This is a genomic window from Pseudoalteromonas sp. SWYJZ19 (assembly GCF_015864375.1).
GTDB lineage: Bacteria > Pseudomonadota > Gammaproteobacteria > Enterobacterales > Alteromonadaceae > Pseudoalteromonas > Pseudoalteromonas arctica.
The window spans coordinates 1-14,630 of sequence record NZ_JADYXI010000009.1; the positions used below are offsets into that span (position 1 = coordinate 1).

Annotated in this window: 17 protein-coding genes; 6 read left to right on the forward strand and 11 right to left on the reverse strand. The window is 39.9% G+C overall.

Going from position 1 to position 14,630, the window contains the following annotated elements; genetic code table 11:
- Nucleotides 1–129 precede the first annotated feature (129 nt).
- The 3 genes from I6F45_RS10510 to uvrA form a co-directional block, all read right to left on the reverse strand.
- Nucleotides 130–1,310 (reverse strand): IS3 family transposase gene (locus I6F45_RS10510; RefSeq protein ID WP_197160423.1). Its coding sequence is split into 2 segments (ribosomal slippage): nucleotides 130–1,052 and nucleotides 1,052–1,310, totalling 1,182 coding nucleotides; the frame shifts between segments, so codons are not numbered across the junction.
- Between the two features lie 44 nt (nucleotides 1,311–1,354).
- Nucleotides 1,355–1,726, reverse strand: coding sequence for a transposase domain-containing protein (locus I6F45_RS10515; RefSeq protein ID WP_331460649.1), 372 nt, complete (start codon nucleotides 1,724–1,726; stop codon nucleotides 1,355–1,357).
- A 129-nt stretch (nucleotides 1,727–1,855) separates the two neighbouring features.
- A complete protein-coding gene (gene uvrA, locus I6F45_RS10520) occupies nucleotides 1,856–4,420 on the reverse strand; it encodes an excinuclease ABC subunit UvrA (RefSeq protein ID WP_197119657.1) in 2,565 nt (854 codons plus the stop codon).
- 202 nt (nucleotides 4,421–4,622) lie between these two features.
- Between uvrA and I6F45_RS10525 the strand changes: the two genes are divergently transcribed.
- Both I6F45_RS10525 and I6F45_RS10530 read left to right on the forward strand, forming a co-directional pair.
- Nucleotides 4,623–5,039: a hypothetical protein gene (locus I6F45_RS10525; RefSeq protein WP_165728956.1), complete on the forward strand. Its 417-nt coding sequence runs from the start codon at nucleotides 4,623–4,625 to the stop codon at nucleotides 5,037–5,039.
- A gap of 57 nt (nucleotides 5,040–5,096) precedes the next feature.
- The gene (locus I6F45_RS10530; protein WP_165728955.1) at nucleotides 5,097–5,642 is read left to right on the forward strand and encodes a DUF7010 family protein; all 546 of its coding nucleotides are present in this window, start codon (nucleotides 5,097–5,099) and stop codon (nucleotides 5,640–5,642) included.
- A gap of 380 nt (nucleotides 5,643–6,022) precedes the next feature.
- Here I6F45_RS10530 and I6F45_RS10535 read toward each other — a convergent pair whose 3' ends face one another.
- The 8 genes from I6F45_RS10535 to I6F45_RS10570 all read right to left on the reverse strand — a co-directional run bounded on the left by I6F45_RS10535 (nucleotide 6,023) and on the right by I6F45_RS10570 (nucleotide 11,344).
- Complete coding sequence (locus I6F45_RS10535) at nucleotides 6,023–6,430, reverse strand: hypothetical protein (protein WP_165742160.1); 408 nt, start codon at nucleotides 6,428–6,430, stop codon at nucleotides 6,023–6,025.
- A gap of 36 nt (nucleotides 6,431–6,466) precedes the next feature.
- The gene (locus I6F45_RS10540; protein WP_197160424.1) at nucleotides 6,467–6,688 is read right to left on the reverse strand and encodes a hypothetical protein; all 222 of its coding nucleotides are present in this window, start codon (nucleotides 6,686–6,688) and stop codon (nucleotides 6,467–6,469) included.
- A 122-nt stretch (nucleotides 6,689–6,810) separates the two neighbouring features.
- The gene (locus I6F45_RS10545) at nucleotides 6,811–7,710 is read right to left on the reverse strand and encodes a haloalkane dehalogenase (protein WP_197160425.1); all 900 of its coding nucleotides are present in this window, start codon (nucleotides 7,708–7,710) and stop codon (nucleotides 6,811–6,813) included.
- A 20-nt stretch (nucleotides 7,711–7,730) separates the two neighbouring features.
- Nucleotides 7,731–8,429: a DNA alkylation repair protein gene (locus I6F45_RS10550; RefSeq protein ID WP_165728952.1), complete on the reverse strand. Its 699-nt coding sequence runs from the start codon at nucleotides 8,427–8,429 to the stop codon at nucleotides 7,731–7,733.
- Between the two features lie 79 nt (nucleotides 8,430–8,508).
- Nucleotides 8,509–9,153, reverse strand: coding sequence for an SDR family oxidoreductase (locus I6F45_RS10555; protein ID WP_165741145.1), 645 nt, complete (start codon nucleotides 9,151–9,153; stop codon nucleotides 8,509–8,511).
- Nucleotides 9,154–9,233: 80 nt separating this feature from the next.
- Nucleotides 9,234–9,974 carry an SDR family oxidoreductase gene (locus I6F45_RS10560; protein ID WP_165728950.1) on the reverse strand — a complete coding sequence of 247 codons (741 nt, stop codon included), beginning with the start codon at nucleotides 9,972–9,974 and terminating at the stop codon, nucleotides 9,234–9,236.
- 10 nt (nucleotides 9,975–9,984) lie between these two features.
- The gene (locus I6F45_RS10565; protein ID WP_110924242.1) at nucleotides 9,985–10,896 is read right to left on the reverse strand and encodes a haloalkane dehalogenase; all 912 of its coding nucleotides are present in this window, start codon (nucleotides 10,894–10,896) and stop codon (nucleotides 9,985–9,987) included.
- Between the two features lie 67 nt (nucleotides 10,897–10,963).
- Nucleotides 10,964–11,344 (reverse strand): hypothetical protein, encoded by a 381-nt coding sequence (locus I6F45_RS10570; protein ID WP_165728949.1) that lies wholly within the window; start codon nucleotides 11,342–11,344, stop codon nucleotides 10,964–10,966.
- Nucleotides 11,345–11,497: 153 nt separating this feature from the next.
- Between I6F45_RS10570 and I6F45_RS10575 the strand changes: the two genes are divergently transcribed.
- The 4 genes from I6F45_RS10575 to I6F45_RS10590 all read left to right on the forward strand — a co-directional run bounded on the left by I6F45_RS10575 (nucleotide 11,498) and on the right by I6F45_RS10590 (nucleotide 14,390).
- A complete protein-coding gene (locus tag I6F45_RS10575; protein WP_197160426.1) occupies nucleotides 11,498–12,106 on the forward strand; it encodes a TetR/AcrR family transcriptional regulator in 609 nt (202 codons plus the stop codon).
- Nucleotides 12,107–12,186: 80 nt separating this feature from the next.
- Nucleotides 12,187–12,618, forward strand: coding sequence for a hypothetical protein (locus I6F45_RS10580; RefSeq protein WP_165728947.1), 432 nt, complete (start codon nucleotides 12,187–12,189; stop codon nucleotides 12,616–12,618).
- An 81-nt stretch (nucleotides 12,619–12,699) separates the two neighbouring features.
- On the forward strand, nucleotides 12,700–13,080 hold the full coding sequence (locus I6F45_RS10585) for an MmcQ/YjbR family DNA-binding protein (protein ID WP_165728946.1): 381 nt from the start codon (nucleotides 12,700–12,702) through the stop codon (nucleotides 13,078–13,080).
- Between the two features lie 56 nt (nucleotides 13,081–13,136).
- Nucleotides 13,137–14,390: a winged helix-turn-helix domain-containing protein gene (locus tag I6F45_RS10590; protein WP_197142318.1), complete on the forward strand. Its 1,254-nt coding sequence runs from the start codon at nucleotides 13,137–13,139 to the stop codon at nucleotides 14,388–14,390.
- The last annotated feature ends 240 nt before the right edge of the window (nucleotides 14,391–14,630 follow it).

Genomic DNA, 14,630 nt, shown 5'->3' on the forward strand with positions numbered 1-14,630 from the left:
TACCAGAAGAGAAGGCTTTACGATTATCAGGCGTGTCGGCTGTTCGCCACACAACACCGTCAACAGCTAATAGGTTCAAACCATTCCATGTTTCGAATGACTGTTGCTTATACATTGATTGTGTAGTGGTCAATAAAATTTGGCCACAGTTTTAGAATCTTGATATCTAACCTCAGATTCATTTGGCGCTAAACCGGCATTATAATGATGCGGCCTAACGTTGTTGTAATATCCGTTGATATAATCACTAACGCTATATTTAGCATCTATAAAATTTCCATATCCAACCTTTGGCATCCATTCCGTTTTAAAGCTTCTAAAAAATCGCTCCATTGGTGCATTATCCCAACAGTTTCCACGCCTACTCATACTTTGTTTGATTTTATAGCGCCATAAACGTTGGCGATATTTTAAACTTGTATAATGACTACCCTGGTCTGAATGAAACATCAGTCCTGTCGGTTTTCCTCTGCTTTCATACGCGAGTTCAAGCGCTTTTAGCGTTAAATTAGTATCTGGCGACAACGACATGGCCCAGCCAACTACTTTACGTGCAAATAAATCAATAACAACGGCTAAATAAGCCCAGCGATTACCTACCCAAATATACGTCACATCACCGCACCATACGGTATCTGGCTCAACAACATCAAATTGTCTATCAAGCAGGTTTGGAATTTCAAGGTGTTCATTACCGCCGCGTTTATATGAATGTTGAGGTACTTGGCAGCTTTCAAGCTTTAATTTAACCATTAGCTTAGCAGCACGATAACGACTCAATTCAAAATCATTGTTCGTTGCTATTGCCGCGATTGTCCGCGCCCCAGCTGAGCCACCGCTCATTGCATGTATTGCTTTAACTTCAGCCTCTAGCCTTACTTGCTCTGACGTCGGCGTTGTATCCCGTATAGCCCAATATTTATAGCTGCTACGATGCACATTGAATACGTTACACAGCACGCTAATTGGGTAACGCTCTCGTTGATTTAGTTTCTCGATTAACGAGAATTGTTCAGGGAGTCGGACATCAAGAGAGCGGTAGCCTTTTTTAATATATCCTTTTCTAATTCGATGCGTTGGATTTGCTTTTTAAGTTCGCGGATTTCAATTTGTTCGGGCGTCATTGGCGAAGCCGATGGTGTCTGGCCATTCCGCTCTTGCTTTAATTGAGTAACCCACTTACTGACGGTTGATTTACCCACCCCCATCGCTTTGGCTGCTTCTTCTTGAGTATAACTTTGGTCAACTACAAGCTGAGCTGTTTCTAATTTTATTGCTGCAGAATACGTTGCGGGTTTTAATTTCGTCATTTTTTCACCCAAATTTGTATGCTTATTAGCATAACATTTCTTTCTTAATGGGTGGCCAAAATCACTGTACCACTACATTGAGCAGATTTATTGAAAACGTGTTTAACGGAATCATCACCTAACCTTTGTCTCGCCTGTACCATCGCACTTGGAGCAACGAGTTGGTTCTTGCCTGGTAACATGATATCTAGCTTATTAGCGATATTCCAAACCGATTCTTTTCGAAACAATGCCATGCCAATAACTGACCACAAAACGGCCTCAAGCGGTAACCTTCGCTTACGAACGGTTGCAATCCCAGCTTGTTGAAAACCTTGTTCAATGATTTCAGGGTCAAGAATTTCTGATAATTTTTCAAAGGTATGGTATCGGCTGCTTTCTTCAAGTGTTGCTTGCAGTGCTTGTTCTATATTCACAAAAAAATCCGTAGTTAGTTTCCTAACTACGGATTTTGCATGATCGTTTGGATCGGTCAACCGGTCATTTTCTTAACTGATCGGCATTAGCCATTGGCTCTTTTTTATTATTTAGTGTTTAGTTGCTAGCTAAATTGCGCCATTCAAAAAGGGTGCTGTTCGGCTTATTTTAGATTGAGCCACATCGGTAGGTTTACCTTGCGCCACTATTAACCCGCCTTCATCGCCCGCACCAGGGCCTATATCAATAACCCAATCACTATTACTGGCTACTTGCATATCGTGCTCAACCATAATGACGGTGTTGCCGGCATCAACGAGCCCATTTAATTGCGCCATTAACATGGCCACATCTTTAGGATGCAAGCCTGTGGTTGGTTCATCTAAAATATAGAGGGTATCGCCGCGTTGTGTGCGCTGTAACTCTGTGGCAAGTTTAATGCGCTGCGCTTCACCGCCCGAGAGTTCTGTAGCTGGTTGGCCTAAACGTAAGTAACCAAGTCCCACTTGTAGCAACGCATTTAGCGCGCGTAAAATAGCGGGTTCATCGGCAAAAAATGTATGCGCCGACTCAACTGTTAAATTAAGCACATCGGCAATGGTTTTATCCTTGTAAGTAACCTCAAGTGTTTTTTCGTTATAGCGTTTGCCGTTACACACAGGGCAAGGCGAATACACACTAGGTAAAAATAAAAGCTCTACGCTTACAAAACCAACACCTTCGCAGTTTTCGCAGCGACCTTTTTTTACGTTAAACGAAAAACGACCTGCATCGTACTTACGCGCTTTTGCCTCTTTGGTATTGGCAAACAGTTTACGAACATGATCGAATAACCCCGTGTAAGTTGCCAGGTTAGAGCGAGGTGTACGCCCAATCGCTTTTTGATCAACCGTAATAAGGCGTTTTATATGCTCAATGCCTTGAGTGATTTTACCCTCGGTTGTTATATCGAGCTCTTGGTCGAGCAATTCGGCTTCATCTGTAGGTATTTGTGGCAGCGATTTTTGCCCAAGTGCATCGTATACCAGCTCAACTAAAGCTTGGCTTACTAAACTCGATTTACCAGAGCCAGACACGCCCGTAACGCTTGTAATAACGCCCAGCGGAAATTCTACATCGAGTTTTTGTAAATTATTACGCTCAATACCGCTAAGCTTTAACCATGCTTTTGCGCTGCGTTGTGGTTTGTTACTTTGGCTTAAAAGCTTTTCATCATTTTTAAAAAGGTATTGGCTAGTGTGCGAGCTGGTCACTTTTTGCAAGCCTTCAACAGGGCCGCTATAAACAATATTACCGCCGTGAGTACCTGCATTTGGGCCTACATCAACCACCCAATCGGCGTGGCGAATAACACTTACGTCGTGCTCAACCACAAATACTGAGTTACCCGCTGCTATTAGCTCATCTAACGCGGCTAATAATGCTTGTGTATCTGCCGGGTGTAAACCTGCTGAAGGTTCATCTAATACATAAACCACCCCAAACAGTTTTGAGCGAATTTGCGTAGCAAGCCTTAGGCGCTGTAATTCACCAGGCGATAATGATGGGGTGGTGCGTTCAAGCGATAAATACCCTAAGCCAAGTTTGGTAAGTGCTTCAACTCGTTTAAGAATGTCGCTGGCTATACGCGTTGCTACTATGGCTTTTTCTGGGTTAGCAGCGTTGTTTTTAGGCTTTTTGTTAGCCGCAATACTAAGGGTTTGAGCCAGTTCACTTAATGTTAGCTGCGAGATTTCGCCAATATCAAGCCCAGCAAATTTAACCGATAGCGACTCTTTTTTCAGTTTTTTGCCATTACACCGTGGGCATGGTGATATTTGCATATACTGCGACACGCGCTTTTTAGTACGTGGGCTTTGAGTGCTCGCAAACGATTGTAAAACAAAACGTTTAGCGCTCGAGAATGTACCCATGTAACTTGGGCTTTCTTCATTTTTAATAGCCGCTTGTGTTTGCTCAAGTGTGTACTCAGGAAATACCGGCACCGTAGGCGTATCGTCGGTAAATAAAATCCAATCGCGTGCTTTTTTAGGCAGAGTATTCCAAGGTTTATCAATATCGTAACCTAACGAGGTTAGTATGCGGCTTAGGTTTTTACCTTGCCATGCTGGTGGCCACGCGGCTATTGCGCGTTCTCTAATTGATTTAGTGGGGTCGGGCACTAGCAGCTCTTCGGTAACGTTAAATACACGGCCAATACCGTGGCATTCTGGGCACGCGCCTTGCGGGGTATTAGGCGAAAACGCATCGGCATAAAGTATACCTTGGCCTTTTGGGTATTCACCTGCGCGCGAGTACAACATACGTAGCGCGTTAGAAATAGTGGTTACACTGCCCACAGATGAGCGTACCGACGGCACACCCCGTTGTTGTTGCAGTGCAACAGCAGGTGGCAGCCCTTCAATTGAATCGACATCGGGCTCATCTACTTGATCTATTAATCTGCGTGCATAAGGCGAAACCGAATCAAGATATCGATGTTGCGATTCGGCAAATAATGTTCCAAAGGCTAGTGATGACTTACCCGAGCCCGATATACCGGTAAAAACAACAAGTGAATTACGGGGGAGATCTACATCCACATCTTTTAAGTTATGAACACGTGCGCCTCTTACTTGAATGCTGTGCTCAGGGTTTAATAAAGCCGATTGTGCATTATTAACCGCTTGGGGACTTTTAGGTGTGGTTGGCATGTAGTTTACTCCTGTTTAATAACCTTATGATTACGCGAGCTTTTCAAGGTATAAACCTTACAGTAGTCTCACTGAATGTGCGCTTATTCAAAATATACGTTAAATTATGATTATTGTGCGTTTACATAATAGGTAAAAACTGAGAGTATAAATTTTCAACGATTGTTTTTAAAAACACAATTTAATAAAGGGAAGTTGCACTGTGTTTAAAGCCTTAGTTTTGATTTTTATCGTGTTTTCATCGGCAGTCGCTGCCAACACCTCAAACACTCTTAATAATGTATTAAATGTTGATCGTGCTATACCCCGCAGTATTCATTTATCGTTTCCAAACGATAACAAAATAACGCCTAAAAAATCTGACTTCACAATTTTAAATTACGTTCTTATGAGCAATAACGAAGGCGAGCGCTGGGCAGTTATTACGCTAACTAATTTATCGTCAGGCAACCGCGAGCTCAATCAAGAACATTTATTAGCATTGTTTGCAGATGGCAGCAGATTAACGCCAATAGAATTTAAGCTCGGTTTTAAAGGTAGTGAAACACAATCAGTCACCGTCTCGTTTGCCGAGCATAAGTTTCCTATTTTAAGTGTGTATTCGAGTAACGAGCTGTAATTATTATTAGTGCGATCATGCTGCCTTAGGTTCTTGTTTTAAAGTTAAGGAATTACTATGAAATTTGAAGATGCGCAACAAAATATGAACCTCGCATATTTTGGTGGTGGAACGGGCGTATTAGTGTCTGGCTTGGTTTGGTGTATAGCTGGCTTTGTCGCACTACTGCATTCAAATCAAGTAAGTATGCTTACTTTGTTTTTTGGTGGCATGTTTATACATCCTTTAGCCATATTACTTTCAAAAGCGCTTAAACGCTCTGGCAATCACGACCCTAAAAACCCATTAGGTAAATTGGCCTTAGAAAGCACTATTATTTTATTTGTTGGTTTGTTTTTAGCGTTTTACGTAGCAAAACTTCAAGCTGAATGGTTTTATCCAATAATGCTGATGATAATTGGTGTTCGTTATTTAATTTTTAACACCTTATATGGCATGAAAATCTATTGGATTTTGGGTGCTTTGCTTATGTTTTTTGGCATGTTATGTATTATATTAAATGCCAATTTTGTAATTGGCGCATTTATTGGCGGGATAACCGAAATACTATTTGCGCTAGTGATATTTGCCCAATCGAAAGGGCTGGTTTTAAAAACTGAATAACAAGCGGTCATAATGGTAAAAGTAGTGTGCTGTTGGCGGTGTTTGTCAAACTAGTTGTCGCGATCACTTCGTTATGCACTCTCCACTTTAACGGTTTCACGTTCAGGGTTTAGGTGCACTTCTTCTGGTAAATCACATTGCAAAAACGCCAGTAGATAAACCTTTTCAAAAATTTGCTTGGGAAAAGTAGTCTTTATTATAGCTAATTAATATTAGCTATAATTTTTTGGTTTTTTAGGCGCTTTGGAGCGACTGTGGATTAGCTTCCTAAGGCGGAAATGGGCATAAAGCGACTTGAAAATTCATCTCTAAATGAGTAGCCAGACCTATGATTTAATTCAAATGATACTATTTTAAAATTACACAAGTATCGTTTTTCTCTAGCCAAGTTCTAGTATTAAATTACGGAGCTTATCAGCTAGATCAGGTGACTTAATTAAAGCACCATGACAAGGAAGTAAAATTTTAGGCGGTGAAATTTCAATAAGTTGCATTACCGCGCTGGCAAAGACTTTTCGATCTTTAATACCAAAATTAGGAAATACTTTAACCATTTTTACAATGTCACATATTGGGCCTTCAGTATGTTTTTGGCCCGAAAAGGCATCCACAACATGCCAAATATAGCCAATCTGCGCTGACTCTATAAGCCAAACCTCACCATTTTTCAAACCACTGGGTTCTTCTAGGGTAAGTCCTTCTGGTAGTGCATTGGCTAGCGATGATAATTCTTTGAACGTTAGCCCTGTCCTGTCAGTCAAGCGTGCATGAGCACTCTCAGATGCCACTAAATGAGCTTTTGGGGTAGGCTTTTGAGTATTCTATCAAACCAGCATTATGGTAGGTATAGGGGCGAGTAGATATTGGACTTCGCCTAATTCGATTAGGCTATCTTTAGCCTCTTCACTGAGGCCTGACACTGGACTATATAAACAAACGCCACCTGTTCTCAGTTTAATAGCCGTGCATCTAAGGCTATTTTTGGTGGCGGTATATAATGTAGCAGAGCCATCAACTGCTTCAAACGTGGATAATTTAGCTGCCATCGGTACTTTCTTTGTCGTGGTCAAATTATAGTGGTCAAATAAATCTGCTCATGGTTCCGTAGTCTACCCAATATAACGCTTAAGCATTTTTTCTATTTGACCACTAGCCCTATAATTAGTGTTTATTTAATAACTTTTTTATACCAATCGACAATACCTTCACCAATTTCGTGTGGATGCGACTCTTGTAGATAATGCTTTCCTTCACCTAAATCTACTGCAGTAATATTTTTCCACGTTTCAGCGATATGCTCACCTAATTCTCGATTAATAATTAGTCCTGGCTCTGCATAAAATAACAACTTAGGCACATCTGAATTTTTGTGGTATTCATTATATGAATTAACAATGTCAGTGGTAAATTTTGGGACGCCATCAAACGAAATTTGACCAGGCCACATAAGCAGTGGTTTACGGCTCTTTTCTTCCAAATAAGGCGCTCGGTAATGGTCCATTTCTTCTTGAGTTAATTCTCTGCCCGCCATCATGGGTAGCATAGCCTCAATAAAGAAGTTGTTTTTAACAATCATTTCATGCCCTTCTGCAGGGTCACGAAATTTTTTAAATAATGTTTCTGTCTCTTTAGTCGTATTTTTCCAATAAGAAACTTGAGACATAGCTTCAAAAAAAACAATCCCTTTTATATTTTTTCTATGCTGATTGGCATAGTTAAAACCTAAAGCAGAACCCCAATCTTGAATGACTATAATGATATTTTTTAAGGCTAACTTTTCAATAAACGCATCTAAATAGGTAATATGGTCTTCAAATGTATAGTCTATATCGGGCTTGTCAGACTTACCCATTCCAATAAGATCGGGAACAACTACACGACCTAACGGACTTACATGCGGAATGATGTTTCGCCATAAATAACTTGATGTAGGGTTTCCGTGTATGAGTAAAAAAGTATCTTTAGAACTTTTGTCTCCTTCATCGACATAATGCATTTTAGAATCTAATACAGCTTGAAATTTAGATTCAAAAGGAAACGCTGCTGATATTGGTTTGTTGTTTGACATATTTATTCCTTTTTAAATGTTTAAATTGAATTTTTGCGATTTAAAACTCTTGCTGCTTTTCTAATTTGCTTCAGTTTTTCCCGTTTTGTTTTATCCCATTTTTCTGTACCTGCACTATATCCATAAGCACATATTTTAGTTGCGTTTTCAAATAGAAATTCTTCCTGCTCTTTAGGGTATATATTTCCTATTTCTCTAAGTGTCCAACCCACTCCTTTTTCAACATAATAAGCGTGGTCAGAAATTAAAGGTGCTACCAAATCTATAAGTACTTGAAAAGGTAAATAGTGTTTTCTATGAGCGCTGTAATAAAGTAAACCCACTATGCTTTGTCTTCTATGCCATGGGTTTGTAGACGTATTCCATTTTTTATACGTTGGCAAAATTAATGCTGCATCATATTCTACTAATTGAGCATATATTTTTGAAATGCCATCGCTTGTTTCCCATCGATTAATTTTGTCTTGCCATAATTTAATCGTTGGCCAAGCGGCCAGCATTTCATCTTTGTTTTTAATATGCTCCTCCAAGAAATACAAACAAAACATTTCAGCTCTATACACTTTGGTGTTCGTCCAGATATAACTCCATATCGCTAGTTGTTCATAAAAAGACATGTGTTTAAAAGAAAAACCTCTTTCAAAAGCTTTTCTTTGTAAAGGAACGGTTTCACCTGCTTTAGAAGTGATTGTTTCTATTTCTTGAAGGTAGTTTTGCATATTATTTAAAACTCTAATATTAATAGCTTCTTTCGCTAATATATTATTTTATAGTGGTTAGCGAATCGTTGGTTATAAATTAATTGCTAGCGGTTAATGCCGAGCTAATTACTTCATTACCATGATAAAGTTCAAATATCTGGTTACTGACTTCGTCACGATTAATGTAATACTCTATTGATTTAGCGACATCTTCTCTGCTAATGAATAAATCATTCGTAGAAGTCGAACGCGTGGTTGTTATGAGCCCGTTGCCTTTATCATTAGTAAGGAGTCCCGGTCTAAGAATGGTGTAATTTAGGCCACTGGATAATAGGTACTGATCGGCAAAATACTTTGCCACCAAATAGGGTTTTATTTCTGATTCAAATTCGTCAGGGTCTTGTGCGCCTAAACCACTTACCATTACAAAATGTTGTATACCTTCCTTTAAAGAATAATCAACTGCTTTTTTTGCTGCCCATAAATCTATTAGAAGTGTTTTATCGTCGCCTGTATTACCGCCAGAACCTGCACTAAATACTACTTTATCGCAGTCCTTAAAAGCGTGTTCAAAATCAGTTTCAAGATCGCCAACAACAGCCTCTACACCCATATTTTCTAACTTCTCAGCTTGTTGTTTGCTACGAACCATTGCGAGCACTGGGCGATCCTGATTGTGAAGCAACTCAACCACTATTTTACCAATCTGGCCATTAGCGCCAATAATGAGTGTTTTTTTCATTTTTTATACCTTTTAAAGCAACTGTTTCACGTTGACCTGCCAAACAAAATACAAAAAAGGCAGGATCAACTCACATTAGATTAGAAGTCTTGAATTGTTGGTCTGATAATAATTTCGTTAATATCGACATCATCTGGTTGTTCAATCGCATAGGCGACAGCTTTAGCAATAGATAACGCTGGAATAGCGACTTTATAAATATCTTGAACAAATTGAGAGGTGGCTTCATCCGAACTACCGAATTTTAATTCAGAATCAATTAAGCCAGGTGATAATAGCGTTGTACGTATATTGCCACCCACTTCCGCTCTCAATCCTTCTGTTATCGCTTTAACCGCAAATTTTGTACCGCTATAGACAGCCGAACCCGGTGAAACTTTATGTGCAGCAACGGAAGCGAGATTAATAAAGTGACCACTATTTTGTTTGGTAAACACGGGAAGTGCAGCGGCGATACCGTAAAGTACCCCTTTGATATTAATGTCGACCATGCGATCCCATTCATCAACCTTAACCTCAGCCATCGGAGCAATTGACATCAAGCCGGCATTATTGACCATGACATCTAAGCGTCCAAAAGTCTCAATCGCCTTGTCGACAAGCATTTTAACCTGATCGGATTTGGTGACATCCATCGTGACATATTCAGCTTCGCCACCCTCAGCACGAATATCATTTACGATAGCTGCTAGTTTTTCACTACGACGCGCACCCAATACGACTTTAGCACCTTTTTGAGCCAGAAAACGCGCAGTTGCTTCACCTAAACCACTGCTTGCACCCGTTATAACAATCACTTTATTTTCTATATTTGTATTCATTGGATATAGCCTATTTATTATTCATTTCTAAGTGAACAAGCGCTTTTTCTGCAATTTCAACACCGTATTCTTGAACAAAGTGTCCTGCTTCTGCAATTTTTAAGGGCTCAGGGCAGCCTTTAATAAAGCTTCTTAAGTACTCCATTGGGCCTTCGCCTAAAGCTGTATCTTTCATGCCTATCGCCATGAAACTTTGACCGTTCCAGTCTTTTGACCAAAACTCTCTTGCGCGTTTTCCGTGCTCAACACCATCCATCGTTGGCTCGACAGGCACCATGGCGGGAAAGCGTCTTACGCCTGCTTTATAGCTGTTATCTGGAAATGGCGCATCGTAAGCTATAACATCCATCACAGATACGGCTGGCCCTGCGTCACAGGCAAATAAACCACCGACTGGTATTTCAGGGGCATTTGCGCAGAAATCTCGCCACTGATAAAACCCTTCAGGGGCGGTTTCACCCACCGATATTGCCGTGTTCATAACAATCAAATTTTTGAATCGATCTTGCATATCCATTGGGATTGTTAACCCTAGAATTCCGCCCCAGTCTTGACAGACCAACGTAATATTTTTCAGATCAAGGCGTTCAATTAATCGCATTAAACTATCACGGTGAAAATCAAAGGTATAAACCGATTCATCAACGGGTTTATCTGAACGACCAAAGCCAAACAAATCAGGCGCAACAACACGATGACCAGCGCCCGTAAATATAGGAAGCATTTTTCTATATAAGTAGCTCCATGAAGGCTCACCGTGTAAACATAAAAAAGTGTTTTCAGATGAGGAATCACCCTCGTCGATGTAGGCCATGCGTAAAGACTCAAAACCAGCTAAATCATCAATGTAGTTAGGTTGGTAAGGAAAGGCCGGTAATACAGAGAATCTTTCTTCTGGTGTTCTTAATGCTTTAATCGTCATAATATTTCTCCTGAAAAGTAGTTTATTTAAGTTAATGTTATCAATGCTAAAATTATTAATTTATAAGTTACTGAGTTTTGCCTAAAAATAGGGATTTAAAGGGCTGCTCGGATGCTCGCATACTGCCAATGATGTAAACAAAGGCGGTAATAAGATCCATGACAGAAATATAGACAAAGATCTTTGGTGCCAAGCCTAATGAAGCGGCATATGTAACAATGATAAAGCCGACCATTCTTACCAATCCGTTCCAAACAATAAGAGGGGCACGGGTTTTAATGTCTGAAGTAGCCCAAAGTAACGCAGCGCCCATAAGCATAAAAGATACGCCCAATACCACCGTGATAATTAACGTGTCTGCTTGAGGTGCCATCAGCGCTGAAATAATCATGCCTAGTGCGATTGGAAAGTTGAATAGAGCAGTAATTTGTACGAATTTTTTAAACATTTTTAGTTCACTTATTTTATACTTATGAAGCGATCGCTTCAGAATTGAGTTAATTGTGAAGTGATCACTTTGTAATGTCAATAGGGCGAATTGACATTTTGAAGTGACTGCTTCAAAATAGAGTTAATTAATATTATTTTTAAGGGCCACAGAGTGAAAGCAGGACGAAAAAGAGCGTTTGATAAAGAAGTCGTTTTAGATAAAGCGATGCGGTTATTTTGGGCCAATGGGTTCTCGGGTACTTCTGTTGCTAATCTTTCTTCTGAACTTGGCATTAATACGTCGAGTTTGTACGGAACGTTTGTCAATAAAGAGCAATTGTTCAAAGATGCTTTGGCACATTATCAAAAACAATATGTAGAAGTTAACTACAGACACCTAGTAGAGCCCTCAGATGCAACATTAAAAGCGCGGTTACAAGCTTGTTTCTATGGACTTATTGAGCTATTCACCAGCGATGAAACGCCCCGTGGATGTTTGCTTGTAAAGAGTGTTAATGAATCAGATAGTGTTGCGTTTCCAGAAGATGCGGTTGTTTATATGAAGAAATTAGGAACAGAAACTCAGCAAACATTGACAGGTTTATTCGCGTCTGGCATTGCGAAGACGGATATGCCCCAAGGCCAAACAGCTCAAAAACTGACTAACTATCTTTTATCAGTAAGTTATGGGCTGGCTGTTCAAGCAAAAGTAGGTCTGGTTGAAGAAGAATTAAAGTCAGTCCTTGATCATGCTTTGAATTCTATTTTTGGTTACTCTTAGTTCAATAATTTAGATTGTTGCATGCATTACAGAATCTATCTTTTAATTAGCCATAAAAAATCAGAATAGACACGATATTTATGAATAACACATTAAAATTTAAGCAATTTATCGTCGTTATGTTACTAACGAGTATTTGGATCCACGTTGCCGAGGTAGCAAGAGCTATTTTAGTCGCGTTTCCTATGATGGAGGCCTTCTATGCCGGAAAGTTAGTCGTTGGACCAATGGCTGTCAGTAATGCATTGATATGGGGAATATGGGACACGATACTGGCGAGTACCTTGGTATTTATTTACTGGTTGTGCGCTCAAAGCTTTGGTCAGAATGTAAAATCGATCGTTATATCAGCCACTGTTACTTGCATGGCAACGCTGGGTGTTTTTTGGATAGGGTCTGTAAACTCAGGATTAGGAACGTGGGAAATGGCAGTTACTTTGGTCCCAATCGCATGGTTTGAAATGCTTATTGGCGTATTTTTAGCCAGTAGGTTATATGCGCGTTATCGCTAAAATATAAAGCGAGCTCATATATTTATAAGTCCATATAATGGGCTCTATAGCCAATAGACTATACAAACGAAGATCGACAATATGAACTATAAAGAATTTAATGATTTCTGTCGCGCATTAGAAGCAACCTCATATGTGGTCCAATGGCATAACTCTCATGTATGGAAAGTCGGCGGAAAGGTTTTTGCTATCGGCGGATTGGGAGGAGGGTTGGGAGAAGGTGATAAACCAGCCTTTATTTTTAAAACATCTGAACTGAATTTTCATTTTCTCAGTGAAATACCTGGCTATAAGCCTGCACCGTATTTTGCTTCTCGTGGAATGAAATGGATACAACACTACGAAAGCAACGATGATACTGATAACGACTTATCATATTACCTTAAAGAGTCTTATCGGCTTGTTTCATTAGGCCTGACAAAGAAAAAACAAAAAGAGCTCGGTTTAAACCAAACCCCTTAAAATAGGTTTAGGTTTACACGTTGCACGGATACTCGTTAATTATCTCTTAGGAAAATATGATTAAAATTAAACACCCTCAAGAGCTAGCGCGTTTACGCCGCCTTGCCCTGTCAGCACAAGGTTTGCTACAAACACAAGCTTTTGGCAGTGGTTTGGCTGGTGCGTGTAATGCAATTAACCATATTGGTTACGTACAGATTGATGCTATTTCGGTGGTAGAGCGTGCTCATCATCATATTCTTAACTCTAGAGTACCTAATTTCAAACCCGCTATGACCAATCAGTTATTACTCAATAAAGACATTTTTGAGTACTGGTCTCACGCTGCCGCTTTTTTACCGATTAAAGATTTTCGCTTCTCATTACCTTACAAACACGCGATTAAAAATGGTCAAATTCATTGGCATAAAGAGCGTGATAGCAAGCTGATGCAAGAATTATTAACTCGCATACGTATCGACGGTCCGTTGCGATCTCGAGATTTAGAGTCAAATGCTACAAAGCGTGCAGGTTGGTGGGATTGGAAACCTGCGAAAAAGGCACTTGAACAGTTGTATATGGAAGGTGACCTGATGGTTAGTAACCGAGAAGGTTTCCAAAAAACGTATGATCTAACTGAACGGGTATTACCTTCTGAGGTAAACTTAAAAATGCCCAGTATGGATGAGTTGGCCACGCACATTGTCGATCAACAGTTCCGCTGCTTGGGGGTTACCTCACTTAAAGGCTTGACTTATTTACGTCGAGATAACGAATTGCGCAACGCAGTGAAAAACTTGGTAGATGAACGATTAGTGCAAAACATTTTACAACAAGTGCAAATGAGTAGCGGTGAAATATTGTTAGTGGAAACCGAGGCGATTGAACGGCCCCTTCCCCGTCTGAATAACCGAATGTTGATCCTTTCGCCATTCGATAATAGTGTCATTCAACGTGATCGGCTCAAGTTGCTTTTTCAATATAACTATCAACTAGAATGTTATGTTCCTGCAGTGAAACGACAGTATGGTTACTTTTGCTTACCGCTACTTTATCGCGGTGAATTTGTTGGTCGTATGGATTGTAAAGTGCATAGAAAAACATCTCATTTAGAGATTAAATCACTACATTTTGAGCAACATAACTTTGAGCAGCATAACTTTGATCAAGCGTCAGTCATTACTGCCTTTGTAGACGCCATTATACCATTTTGTAGTTTTCAGAAATGTGACTCCGTTTCTTTAATTGAAGTCTACCCGAAACCGTTAAATGAAAAGTTACAAAGTGCATTAAAATCTATTATTAACGTTAATATAGGTCCCATAATATGAGTGCGCTGTTTGTCCTTGTTGTAAATCAACGTCTATCAAGGTTATAAGTGCAGTAACACTTTGTTCGTTTGACTCATTTACACTTTTAATCAAGCAGTGATAATGGGGTCGCGTCTTGCCTTTTGCCACTTTCAGTTTATGGCACTTTCTGGCCACTCGACAACATAAACGCGGTAAGTCGTGTTGTTGCTAGTCAATTCATCATTTTTGTCGGATGACGTGGCTTCGCCACTTATCCGA